This is a genomic window from uncultured Lactobacillus sp. (assembly GCF_944327175.1).
Lineage (GTDB): Bacteria > Bacillota > Bacilli > Lactobacillales > Lactobacillaceae > Lactobacillus.
The window spans coordinates 15,725-28,193 of record NZ_CALVGT010000032.1 but is presented as its reverse complement, the minus strand read 5'-3'; the positions used below and the strand labels follow the sequence as shown (position 1 = coordinate 28,193).

10 protein-coding genes are annotated in these 12,469 nt (G+C 51.1%); 9 read left to right on the top strand and 1 reads right to left on the bottom strand.

The window, feature by feature from the left end:
- Nucleotides 1-33: 33 nt before the first annotated feature.
- From dnaK to Q0J41_RS04470, 6 genes are all read left to right on the top strand, one after another.
- Nucleotides 34-1,878: a molecular chaperone DnaK gene (gene dnaK / locus Q0J41_RS04495; RefSeq protein WP_296226768.1), complete on the top strand. Its 1,845-nt coding sequence runs from the start codon at nucleotides 34-36 to the stop codon at nucleotides 1,876-1,878.
- 82 nt (nucleotides 1,879-1,960) lie between these two features.
- Complete coding sequence (gene dnaJ / locus Q0J41_RS04490) at nucleotides 1,961-3,100, top strand: molecular chaperone DnaJ (RefSeq protein WP_296226767.1); 1,140 nt, start codon at nucleotides 1,961-1,963, stop codon at nucleotides 3,098-3,100.
- 122 nt (nucleotides 3,101-3,222) lie between these two features.
- Nucleotides 3,223-5,061, top strand: a complete 1,839-nt coding sequence (lepA, locus tag Q0J41_RS04485; protein WP_296226766.1) for a translation elongation factor 4 — start codon at nucleotides 3,223-3,225, stop codon at nucleotides 5,059-5,061.
- Nucleotides 5,042-5,743, top strand: coding sequence for a class A sortase (locus Q0J41_RS04480; RefSeq protein WP_296226765.1), 702 nt, complete (start codon nucleotides 5,042-5,044; stop codon nucleotides 5,741-5,743). The genes lepA and Q0J41_RS04480 overlap by 20 nt, the downstream gene beginning before the upstream one ends.
- Nucleotides 5,740-8,016, top strand: a complete 2,277-nt coding sequence (recJ, locus tag Q0J41_RS04475; RefSeq protein ID WP_296226764.1) for a single-stranded-DNA-specific exonuclease RecJ — start codon at nucleotides 5,740-5,742, stop codon at nucleotides 8,014-8,016. The genes Q0J41_RS04480 and recJ overlap by 4 nt, the downstream gene beginning before the upstream one ends.
- On the top strand, nucleotides 8,006-8,533 hold the full coding sequence (locus tag Q0J41_RS04470; RefSeq protein ID WP_013439788.1) for an adenine phosphoribosyltransferase: 528 nt from the start codon (nucleotides 8,006-8,008) through the stop codon (nucleotides 8,531-8,533). The genes recJ and Q0J41_RS04470 overlap by 11 nt, the downstream gene beginning before the upstream one ends.
- A gap of 78 nt (nucleotides 8,534-8,611) precedes the next feature.
- Here Q0J41_RS04470 and Q0J41_RS04465 read toward each other — a convergent pair whose 3' ends face one another.
- Nucleotides 8,612-8,914 carry a metalloregulator ArsR/SmtB family transcription factor gene (locus Q0J41_RS04465; protein ID WP_296226760.1) on the bottom strand — a complete coding sequence of 101 codons (303 nt, stop codon included), beginning with the start codon at nucleotides 8,912-8,914 and terminating at the stop codon, nucleotides 8,612-8,614.
- Between the two features lie 113 nt (nucleotides 8,915-9,027).
- On the opposite strand from Q0J41_RS04465, the gene Q0J41_RS04460 reads away from it, so the two are divergent.
- From Q0J41_RS04460 to Q0J41_RS04450, 3 genes are all read left to right on the top strand, one after another.
- Nucleotides 9,028-9,915: a cation diffusion facilitator family transporter gene (locus tag Q0J41_RS04460; protein WP_296226758.1), complete on the top strand. Its 888-nt coding sequence runs from the start codon at nucleotides 9,028-9,030 to the stop codon at nucleotides 9,913-9,915.
- A gap of 203 nt (nucleotides 9,916-10,118) precedes the next feature.
- On the top strand, nucleotides 10,119-11,144 hold the full coding sequence (locus Q0J41_RS04455) for a branched-chain amino acid aminotransferase (RefSeq protein ID WP_296226756.1): 1,026 nt from the start codon (nucleotides 10,119-10,121) through the stop codon (nucleotides 11,142-11,144).
- A 118-nt stretch (nucleotides 11,145-11,262) separates the two neighbouring features.
- Nucleotides 11,263-12,396 (top strand): AI-2E family transporter, encoded by a 1,134-nt coding sequence (locus Q0J41_RS04450; protein ID WP_296226754.1) that lies wholly within the window; start codon nucleotides 11,263-11,265, stop codon nucleotides 12,394-12,396.
- The last annotated feature ends 73 nt before the right edge of the window (nucleotides 12,397-12,469 follow it).

Below are 12,469 nucleotides of genomic sequence, written 5' to 3'. Positions count from 1 at the left end.
CAAGCAAAAATAAAACAAAGGAGATAAAAGACAATGTCTAAAGTTATTGGGATTGACTTAGGTACCACCAACTCAGCAGTTGCGGTTTTGGAAGGCAAGGAACCAAAGATTATTACCAACCCGGAAGGCGCCAGAACTACCCCTTCAGTAGTTGCCTTTAAGGACGGCGAAATTCAAGTCGGTGAAGTTGCCAAGCGGCAAGCCATCACCAACCCGAACACCATCGTTTCCATCAAGCGGCACATGGGCGAAAGTGACTACAAGGTCAAGGTTGGCGACAAGGCTTACACCCCGCAGGAAATTTCAGCCATGATCTTGCAATACATCAAGAAGTTCTCAGAAGACTACCTTGGTGAACCAGTTACTGATGCGGTTATTACCGTTCCAGCCTACTTCAACGACGCTCAACGGCAAGCAACCAAGGACGCCGGCAAGATCGCGGGCCTCAACGTGCAACGGATCATCAACGAACCAACTGCTTCAGCCCTGGCTTACGGCTTGGACAAGGATGAAGACGACGAAACTGTTCTGGTTTACGACCTTGGTGGTGGTACTTTCGACGTTTCCGTTCTGCAATTAGGTGACGGCGTCTTCCAAGTTCTGTCAACCAACGGTGATACTCACCTGGGTGGGGACGACTTCGACAACAAGATCATCGACTGGCTGGTTGCTGGCTTTAAGCAAGAAAACGGCGTTGACTTGTCCAAGGACAAGATGGCAATGCAGCGCTTGAAGGATGCAGCTGAAAAGGCCAAGAAGGACTTGTCAGGCGTATCTTCAACCCACATCTCTCTTCCATTCATCTCTGCTGGTGAAGCAGGTCCTCTGCACCTGGAAGCAGACCTTACCCGGGCTAAGTTCAACGAACTGACTGACGACTTAGTGCAAAGAACCAAGATTCCATTTGACAACGCCCTGCGTGACGCTGGCCTGTCAGTTGGCGACATCGACAAGGTTATCTTGAATGGTGGTTCAACCCGTATTCCAGCCGTTCAAGAAGCCGTAAAGCAATGGGCCGGCAAGGAACCAGACCACTCAATCAACCCAGACGAAGCCGTTGCTTTGGGGGCAGCAATCCAAGGCGGGGTTATCTCCGGTGACGTTAAGGACATCGTTTTGCTTGACGTTACTCCGCTTTCCCTGGGTATTGAAACCATGGGCGGGGTCTTTACCAAGCTGATCGACAGAAACACCACCATCCCAACTTCCAAGAGTCAGATCTTCTCAACTGCCGCTGACAACCAACCAGCCGTTGACATCCACGTTTTGCAAGGTGAACGGCCAATGGCAGCTGACAACAAGACTTTGGGCCGGTTCGAACTGACTGACATTCCAGCTGCTCCACGTGGCGTGCCGCAAATCCAAGTTACCTTCGACATCGACAAGAACGGTATCGTTAATGTTTCAGCTAAGGACATGGGGACTGGCAAGGAACAAAAGATTACCATCCAATCAGCTTCTGGCCTGTCAGACGAAGAAATCGAAAGAATGAAGAAGGAAGCTGAAGAACACGCTGACGAAGACGCAAAGAAGAAGGAAGAAGTTGACCTCAGAAACGAAGTTGACGGCTTGATCTTCCAAACCGAAAAGACTTTGAAGGAAGTTGAAGGCAAGCTTTCAGACAGCGACGTTCAACCAGTTAAGAATGCCCTGGAAGACTTGAAGAAGGCCCAAAAGGACAACAATCTGGACGAAATGAAGGAAAAGAAGGACGCTTTGAGCAAGGTTGCCCAAGACCTGGCTGTCAAGCTCTACCAGCAAAACGCCCAAAACCAGCAAGGCCAAGGCGGTCAAGCAGGCCCAACTGACAATGGTTCAAATGGCGCAAACGGCGACACGGTTGACGGCGACTTCACCAAGGTAGACCCAGACAAGTAAAGCGACTATAATTAAACAAAAGGAGAAGAACTGCTTGATGTAGTTCTTTTCTTTTGTTAGTAAAAGGAGCAATAATAAACAGATGGCAGCAAACCGTGACTATTATGACGTCTTAGGCGTGAGCCGGGATGCCAGTGACGCAGAAATCAGCAAGGCCTACCGGAAGTTGGCCAAGAAGTATCACCCGGACTTAAACCACGAAGCAGGGGCAGAAGAAAAGTACAAGGAAGTCAACGAAGCTTACGAAGTGCTTCATGACCCGCAAAAACGGCAACAGTATGACCAATTTGGCCAGGCTGGCATGAATGGCCAGGGCGGCTTTGGCGGCCAGTACGGTGGCCAGGGCTTTAGCGGAGCTGATTTTGGTGACTTTGGTGACATCTTCAACAGCTTCTTTGGCGGCGGCGCCCGCCAGCAGGTAGACCCGACCGCTCCGCAGCGGGGGGCCGACCTGGACTACACCATGACAATTGACTTTATGGACGCCATCAAGGGCAAGACCAGTGAAATCAGCTACAGCCGGTCAACTACCTGTGAAGTCTGCAAGGGTTCCGGGGCTGAAAAGGGCACACACCCGATCACCTGCGACAAGTGCGGGGGCAGCGGCATGATGACCATTACGCAAAGAAGCGTTCTGGGCATGATCCAGCGGCAAACGACCTGTGACAAGTGTGCCGGCAGTGGGGTCATCATCCAGCATCCATGCCAGAATTGCCACGGCAAGGGGGTCAAGACCCAGAAGCAGACCCTGCAGGTTAAGGTGCCAGCTGGTATCGACAACGGCCAGCAGATCCGCCTTGCCGGCCAAGGTGAGGCCGGCAAGAACGGCGGCCCTTACGGGGACCTTTACATCGTCTTCCGGGTGCGGCCAAGCAAGGACTTCATCAGGCGTGGCCAGACCATCTACACGACCGTGCCGATTTCCTTTGCCCAGGCAACCTTGGGTGATGAAATCAACGTCAAGACGGTTTACGGCGACACGAAACTGAAGATTCCAGCCGGCACCCAGCCAAACCAGAAGTTTACTTTAAAGGACAAGGGTGTTCCGAGCCTGCGTGGCGGCAGCACCGGTGACCAGGTAACCACGGTTGAAATCGTGATTCCTAAGTCGATCAACGAGGCCCAGCGCAAGGCACTGCTGGAATTCGTCAAAGCCAGCGGCGGCTCCATTGCCCCGCAGGAAAAAGGCTTCTTTGAACGTTTGAAGGAGAAGCTGAGCTAAATTTTTAAAGTAATTTAAGGAGGTAGTCTGCAAGGACTGCCTTTTTTGATGACTGGGAAAAGACAAACGGTTTGTTTTCGGGTATAATTGTTTAGTACTTTAGTAAGGATGCGAGAAAATATATGGACTTAGAGAAATTAAAAGACTACCAAAAGCACATCCGCAATTTTTCAATCGTGGCCCATGTTGACCACGGCAAATCAACGATTGCCGACCGGATTCTGGAATTGACGGACACGGTTTCCAAGCGGCAGCTGAAAAATCAAATGCTGGATGACATGCCCCTTGAACGGCAGCGGGGGATTACCATCAAGATGAACTCGGTGCAGGTCAAGTACCACGCCAATGACGGGGAAGACTACATTTTCCACTTGATCGACACCCCAGGCCACGTCGACTTCTCCTATGAAGTTTCCCGGTCCCTGGCCGCCTGTGAAGGGGCTGTTCTGGTCGTTGACGCCTCCCAGGGTGTCCAGGCCCAGACCCTGTCCAACACTTACCTGGCCTTGGAAAATGACCTGGAAATCCTGCCTGTTTTAAACAAGATTGACCTGCCTAGCGCCGACCCGGACATGGCCAAGAGCGAAATCAGCGACATGCTGGGCTTGGACGCCAGCGATGCCGTGGAAGTTTCCGGCAAGACCGGGGCAGGGATTCCGGAACTTTTGGAAAGAATCGTAACCGATATCCCAGCTCCGACCGGGGACTTGACCAAGCCCCTTAAGGCCTTGATCTTTGACTCCAAGTACGATGACTACCGGGGGGTGGTCATGTCCGTTAGAATCGAAGAAGGCACGGTTAAGCCGGGCGACGAAATCATGATCATGAACACCGGCAAGAAGTACGAAGTAACTGAAGTCGGCGTTTCCAGCCCCCACCCGGTTAAAGAAGACATCTTGATCGCCGGGGATGTTGGCTACATTACCGCCAATATCAAGTCCGTCCGGGAAACCCGGGTCGGGGACACCATCACTAGCGCTGAAAAACCGACGAAAGAAGCCTTGCCAGGCTACCGGCAAATTCCGCCAATGGTTTACTCTGGTATGTACCCAACCGACAACAGAGATTATGACGACTTAAAGGAAGCCCTGCAGAAATTGCAGCTTAACGATGCTTCCCTGGAATTTGAGCCAGAAACTTCCCAAGCTCTGGGCTTTGGTTTCCGCTGCGGCTTTTTGGGCCTTCTGCACATGGACGTCGTTCAAGAGCGGCTGGAGCAGGAATTTGACCTGGACCTCATCATGACCGCTCCGTCAGTTGACTACCACGCCATCATGCCAACAGGTGAGGTCAAATTGATCGACAACCCGGCTGACCTGCCGGATGCCGGTGAATATAAAGAACTGCAAGAGCCTTACGTCAAGGCGGAAATCATGGTGCCAAACGACTTCGTCGGAGCAGTAATGCAACTGTGTGAAGGCAAGCGGGGTGAGTTCCAGACCATGGATTACCTGGACAAATACCGGGTCAATGTGGTCTACGAAATGCCCCTGGCAGAAATCATCTACGACTTCTTTGACCAGCTCAAGTCTTCGACCAAGGGCTATGCTTCTTTAGACTATGAAATCATCGGCTACAAGGCCACCAACCTGGTCAAGATCGACATCCTTTTGAACAAGGAACCGATCGATGCCTTGAGCTTTATCGCCCATCGCGAAGAAGCCCGGGACCGGGCTGTTCAAATGTGCAGCCTTTTGAAGAAGCTGATTCCGCGGCAAAACTTCCAAGTCGACATCCAAGGGGCAATCGGGTCCAAGATCATTTCTCGGGCCACGATCAAGCCTTACCGAAAAGACGTTACCTGGAAGATCCACACCGGTGACCCAGACCGGCGGGCTAAGCTTTTAGAGAAGCAAAAGCGGGGCAAGAAGCGGATGAAGTCAGTTGGCCGGGTGGAAGTCCCGCAGGATGCCTTCATGGCAGTATTACGGATGAATGACGATGACATCAAAGGCAAGTAAAAATACAAAAGATCACCCAGTCCGCCGGATTATTCTGCGCCTGATTGCCGTAATCCTCTTTTTGCTGGGCCTGGCTTTAGTCTTTAACCGGCAGATCAGCGCTTTTTTGGTCAAGCAGAATCAGACCGCGGCTTTAAAGGGCCTGACCCGGGACCAGGTCGTGCAGAACCAGAAAAAGAAGGGGATGTACGACTTTAAGAAGGTCAAGTCAATTGACTTTGCCCAAACCACCCGCAGCCGAGTCAAGAACACTGCTGGCGCTATTGGGGCGATTTCCATCCCTAGTGTCAAGCTCTACCTGCCGATTATGCAGGGCCTGTCGGATTCGGCTTTGTCAACCGGGGGCGGGACTATGCGGGCTGACCAGAAGATGGGGAAGGGGAACTACCCTTTGGCTGGCCACTACATGACCGACCAGGGTGCCCTTTTTTCACCCCTTGAGCGGGTCAAGCTGGGCAGCATGGTCTATTTGACTGACTTGAAGAAGGTCTACGCTTACAAGATCTACTACAAGAAGGTAGTTGACCCTAGCGCTGTCTGGCTGGTCGCCAACACCAAGAAGAAGATCGTGACCTTGATCACTTGTGCCGACGGCGGGGTAAACCGCTGGTCTTTAAGAGGCAAACTGACCGCGGTCAAGCCGGCCAGCAAGCAGAATTTGGAGATGTTTAAACTTCGATGAAATGGCAAGAAAGAACAGCTACTCCTTTGGCCAGTAACCTGGTTGAGGAATTTCAACTTAGCCCATTAACGGCTAAGTTGTTTTCTTTGCGGGGAATTGACAGCGAAGAAAAAATCGACTACTGGCTCCGCGCTAATGAAAATGACCTGGCTGATCCCTTTTTGATGCATGACATGGACAAGGCAGTCGGCCGGATCAACCAGGCTTTGGACGAGGGAGAAAAAATTACCATCTACGGGGACTATGATGCCGACGGGATTACCGCCACGGCGATCATGACGGAAATGCTGACCATCATGGGGGCCGACGTCCATTACTTCATTCCTGACCGCTTCAAGGACGGCTATGGGCCAAGTTTGGACCGCTACAAGGAGATTGTGGCGGACGGGACCAAATTGATCATCACCGTTGACAATGGGGTGACCGGGATTGAAGAAGTGGCCTATGCCCAGTCTCACGGTGTGGACGTGATTGTCACCGACCACCACACCTTCAAAGATAAAAAGCCGGACGCTTATGCCCTGGTGCACTGCAACTACCCGGGCCAGGCATATCCTTTTGACGACTATTGCGGGGCCGGGGTAGCTTATACTATTGCCCGGGCAGTCTTAGAAGACACGGCCAGCGAATTTTTGGAACTGGCCATGATCGGAACGATCGGGGACATGGTCAAGGTTTCCGGTGAAGGACATATTATCGTCAAACGGGGCCTGGAGATGCTGAATGAAAGCTCCCGGCCGGGCCTGGTGGCTCTTATCCGCAATGCCGGCCTTAGCCAGGGGATGATTGATGAAGAAGACGTCGGCTTTAGCATTGCTCCCCGCTTAAACGCTTGCGGCCGCCTGGCTGACGCCAGCCTGGCCGTAAGGCTGCTTTTGGCGGAAAGCCCGGGCGAAGCCCAGGAATTAGCCGATCAGATTGAAAAGCTGAACAATGAGCGAAAGGACCTGACCCAAGCGACCATGCAGGCGGCTGAGGCTCAAATTAAGAGCCGGGGCTACCAGAAAGACGCGACCTTGACCCTTTATGACCCAGCCTGGCATGAAGGAGTCATGGGCTTAGTCGCCAACAAGATCGTGGAAAAATACCACAAGCCAACCTTGATGCTGACGAAAAACGAAGCCGGCCTGGTCAAGGGTTCCGGCCGGTCCAGCCAGGGCTTCAACCTCTTCAACGCCTTGAAGCCTTTTGAAGGCAAGTCCATCACCCAGTTTGGCGGCCACGATTTTGCCTGCGGCCTGTCGACGACTGAGGAAAAGCTGAACCAGCTCAGGCGCGACTTTAACCAAAGTTTTAAGGCAGGGGAGAAGGCTCCGGAAAAGGTCCAGGAATATGATGGCACGATCAGTCCATTAGATGTTGATTTGACCAGCGTTTATGACCTGGCCCAGGCCGGGCCTTTTGGCACGGACAACCCCCAGCCGGTCTTTTTGCTTGACAAGCCGCAGATCTCTAACTTCCGTCCCATGCGGAAGGGCTGCAGCTTCATGGTGGGCCCGGTCAGGGCGGTGGACTTTGACCATGGCTTAAACCAAACTGTCCTGCCTTATTTGCAGCAGATGCTGGTCAAGCTTGCTTCTAACACTTTTAAAGGCAGGACCGATGTCCAGTTCCGGATTGTTGACCTGCATTACGGGCAGCCGCTTTATGCACCAGCCGCCCGGATTGTGGACTTCCGCGGGCAGGAGAATTTGCTGGGTTTTGCGGACAAGTATCTCTTATTTGATGAGAAAAATCTCAGCCAGGCCATGAACCATTTTGGCATAACTAAAGAGCAAATTTCCCTGGCCAAGGACAATGAAGACCTCAGCCGGCAAATCGTGTCAGTCCTTGACGTGCCAGCCAATGAGGCCCAGCTGAACTTTGTCCTGGCCAAGCCTTACCGCCAGCTCTACCTGCGTTTCCAGCTGGACCAGCTGCCAGGGCAGGCTCTGCCCAGCCGGGGCAACTTCGGCCTGGTCTGGCAGTACTTTTTGGCTCACCCGGGGCTAAAGCCGAATGATTACATGCTGGCCGCCAGCCAGCTGGGGATGGATCCGGACAGTATCATGTTTATTTTGAGGGTGTTTTTTACCCTTGATTTTGTTAAAATGGAAGAGGACAGATTGCTCCCTGAGCCGAGTCCGACAAAGAAGTCTTTGGACGATTCAGCCTATTACCGGTCAGTGAAAGCAGAATATGCCTTCGTTAACAAATTACGAACAATCTCTTCAAATGAATTAATTCGCTATGCCAGTGGCCTAGCAAATGGAGGACTACAAAATGTCAATTGATTTTAAGAAGTACATTGCCAGCGTCAAGGACTTCCCGAATGAAGGAATCATCTTCCGGGACATTACTCCGATCCTGCAGGACGGTGAAGCCTTCGCGGCAGCTACTCACGAAATTGCTGAATACGCTAAGAGCCGGCAAGCTGATGTAATCGTCGGGCCAGAAGCCCGGGGCTTCCTGGTCGGGACTCCGGTAGCAATTGAACTGGGCATCGGCTTCGTGCCAGCCCGCAAGCCTCATAAGCTGCCTCGTGAAGTTGAAGCGGCAGCTTACGACCTGGAATACGGGTCAAACGTGCTGGAAATGCACAAGGACGCGATCAAGCCTGGCCAAAGAGTAGTCATCTGCGACGACTTGATGGCTACGGCCGGCACCCTGCACGCTACTAAGGAATTGATTGAACGCTTGGGCGGGAAGGTTGTTGGGGCAGCCTTTTACATTGAACTGACCGACCTTAAGGGCAGAGAAAAGTTCCCGGACGTGGACATCTTCTCCCTGGTTCAATACACCGGCGCTTAATTTTAAGAGCAAGACAGAAAAAACGGCTTTACTGGAAAGTAGAAGCCGTTTTTGTTTGTATTAAAAATAAAAGTTAAATTATTGCAGCCGGTCCAGGTGGTCCAGGTGTTCAGTCATCGCGTCGATGATCTGCACTATATCCTGGTCGTTGATTGAATAGTAGACAAAAGTACCTTCTTTACGCTTTTGCACAAAATCATACTGTTTCAAAATGCCCAGCTGCTTGGAAATCACTGGCTGTGAAACGCCCAGGTGGTCAACTATTGCCGATACCGGGCTTTCGCCATGGGTTCTCAAGTAAAAGAGAATGTGGATCCGCAGGCTGTTGCCCAAGACCTTGAAAAATCGGGCCGCCTGATCGATTAGTTCTTCATGTGTCATGCGGGTCTCCTTTCCAGTCATCTCCACTTGATTATATATCATTTTTGTTATATAGTGTAGGCAAGAGTAAACATACCGAAAACGATATATAAAAGATTGCGCAGGTAAAAATCATGAAAGACCAATCTTCCAAAAGATATTTGTGGGTGACGATCTTCAATGTCATCATTACCGCCGCTGAAATTGTCGGCGGGATTATCTCCGGTTCCCTGGCGCTCTTGTCAGATGCCTTGCATAACTTGAGCGACGTTGTTTCCATTGTGGTAGCCTTCGCAGCAAATTTGATCGCCAAAAGAAGCAAGGATCAGCATAAGACTTTTGGCTACAAGCGGTCGGAAACCCTGGCGGCTTACACCAACGGACTTTTCTTGCTAGCCATCAGCATCTATCTTTTCATCTCGGCCATCCAGCGCTTCAGCAAGCCTGAACCGATCGAAGGGAGAGTCATGTTTATCGTCTCCTTGATCGGCTTAGCCGGCAACTTGATCTCGATGCTGATTTTAGGCAAGGGGAGCAAGGAGAATTTGAATTCCCGGGCCCTCTTTTTGAACATGATGTCGGATACCTTGTCCAGCGTTGCCGTCGTGGTGGGGTCCCTCTTGATTTATTACCAAAACTGGACCCTGGTGGATCCGATCTTAACCATGGCCGCGGCAATTTTCCTCTTGAAAGAGGCTTTTGAAGTCACCAGAGACTCAGCCAACGTTTTGATGGAAACTAACCCTGACCTGGACCTGGATGCCATCGAAAAGGCGGTTTTAGCCTTTAAAGAGGTAAGGCAACTCCACCACCTGCATGTCTGGCGTTACAGCGACGATACCATCATGCTGGACGCCCACATTATTGTTGACTCCGGTCTTACTGCCAAGCGGATTGAAGAGCTTGATGAAGAGATTGCAGACTGCTTGAAGGAAAAGTTTGCTATCAACCATGTTACCCTGCAGGCAGAATGCAGCCGGGGGCTGGATGAGGACCTTTTGTCAACCAACAAGGAAAATTAAGAAAGGATTAGCCAGCTTTAAAAAAAGAGAAAATTGGGGTAAAAAGGCTTGTCTTCGCAAGGCTTAGGCCTTAGAAGAATTAAAGTTAGCAGAAAATAGCGACAAAATGAAAATAATTTTAAAAAACGCCTTGCTAACTTTCAGAAAGAGTATTATAGTTACTTCTATAAAAACTAGTGATTGAATTTTTAGGAGGTAATATCATGGCTAAAAAAGATCTCGATTGGGCAAATATCGGCTTTGGCTATCATCAAACCGACAAGCGCTACGTGGACTATTTCCACGACGGTGCCTGGGAAGGCGGCAAGCTGACCGACGACCCCAATGTCGTATTAAATGAATGTGCTGAAACCCTGCAATATGCTCAACAAGTTTTTGAAGGGATGAAGGCCTACACCTGGAAGGACGGCTCAGTTGTTGTCTTCCGGCCAGACCAAAACGCGGAACGGATGTACAACTCTGCTAAGCGGATCGAAATGCAGCCTTATCCAAAGGACAAGTTCGTTGAAGCCATCGACCAAGTGGTCAAGGGCAATGTTGACTGGGTACCGCCATACGGTTCAGGCGCGACTCTTTACCTGCGTCCATACGAAATCGGCACCACCCCAATTATCGGGGTTGCTCCGGCAACTGACTACATGTTCAGGGTCTTCGCTACGCCAGTTGGTCCATACTACAAGGGCGGGGCTACGCCAGTTGCTGTCCAGGTTGCCCAATATGACCGGGCCGCTCCTCGCGGGACTGGTCACGTTAAGGCCGCTTTGAACTATGCCATGAGTTTGAAGGCGACTGTTACTGCCCACCAGGCTGGTTTTGCTGAAAACATGTACCTGGACCCAGCTACCCAAACTTACATTGAGGAAACGGGTGGCTCAAACATTATCTTCATCGACCAAAACAACCACTTGGTCGTTCCTAAGTCAAATTCAATTTTGCCATCAATCACTAGACGCTCCATTGTATACTTGGCTGAACACTACCTCAACTTGACGGTTGAAGAAAGAAAGGTCCGCTTCGACGAAGTTCCATCCTTCAAGGAATGTGCTTTGGTCGGTACGGCTGCCGTATTGTCACCAGTTGGCCGCATTGTCAACGGCGACCAGGTCATCGACCTGCCATCAGGCATGGACAAGCCAGGCAAGTTTATGGAAGAACTTTACAACACTTTGACTGGCATCCAAAACGGGAAAGTCGAAGCCCCGGAAGGCTGGATCCACCACGTGATGTAAAAATCATAACCGGGAATAAGCTAAAAAATAGCAGTTTTCGCAACTGTTATTTTTTTCTTGCTTTGGCCAGGACCAGAAACTGTTATAATAAAAGCTAGTCAAACTAGCGAGGTGTATGATGAACAAATTCTGGAACCATATTGATCAGAAGTATTTTAAGATTGCCCTCTACTGTCTGGGCACGGTCTTTGCCGGTCTTTTCATCCTGCTTTTAGCCTATGAGTCAACTGGCTTCTGGGTCAGGGTAGGCAAGATCCTGGCGGCAATTGCCCAGCCTTTGACTTACGGCCTGGTTTTAACCTATCTCTTGATGCCCTTGACCAACTTCTTTGACCGAAAGTTTTCCAAGGGCAGCAGCCGGGGGGCAGTGGCGACGGCCAGCCGGTCAGCAGCCGTGGCCTTGACCCTGCTCTTACTGCTGCTGGTTATTTTGCTGGCCGCCACATCGGTTTTCGTGACCTTCTCTAAGCAGCTGAGCCATTTCAGCCTGGACAGCCTGCAAAGTCTTTATGACCAGCTGAAGGCCCAGTACAGCAGCTTTATCAACGAAATCATGGCCTACCTGCAAAAGCAGGGCTGGTCGACTAGCGGCATGGTTTCCTACCTGCAAAAAGGGGTCAGCCGGGTAACTGGCTTTTTGAGCGACTTCTTCTTCGGGGTAATTTTTTCCATCTACTTCCTCTACGATGGCCAGCGGATTGCGGCTTACTGGAAGAGAAACCTGGGCACCCTCTTAAATAGAAAAGTAATCAACGGAATCAAGGTCTTCCTCGCTGACGCTGACCGGGCCTTCTCTGGCTATATCAGAGGGCAGATTGTCGATGCCTTTATCGTCGGCCTCTTAGTCAGTCTGGCCATGCTGATCGCCAAGGTCCCATATGGCCTTTTGATTGGCCTGGTGACCGGGTTGGGGAACCTGATCCCCTACTTTGGCCCGATTTTAGGCTATGGGATGGTAGTTTTAGCCTGCACCCTCAGCCAGAACATGACGGCCCTGATCGTGGGGATGATCATTCTCCTCTTGATCCAGGCGATTGATGGCAATATCCTCAATCCCAAGCTCCTCTCTTCAGCCATTCACATCCACCCCCTGTATGTTATCGCCTGCGTGATTGCCGGCGGGGCTATGGGCGGCTTTGTAGGGATGCTGATTGCCGTCCCGATGGGGGCCTTGCTGAAAACTGAATTCGAGCGCTTGATTGCATACCGGCAAAAGCAGCTGGAAAAAAGCAAACAGGCAAGTGAAGAGTAATTGGCAACTAGTAAACAGATCTAACAGCAAAGTAAAAGGACTCGCGAAAGCGGGTCCTTTTTAGTCAGATTAA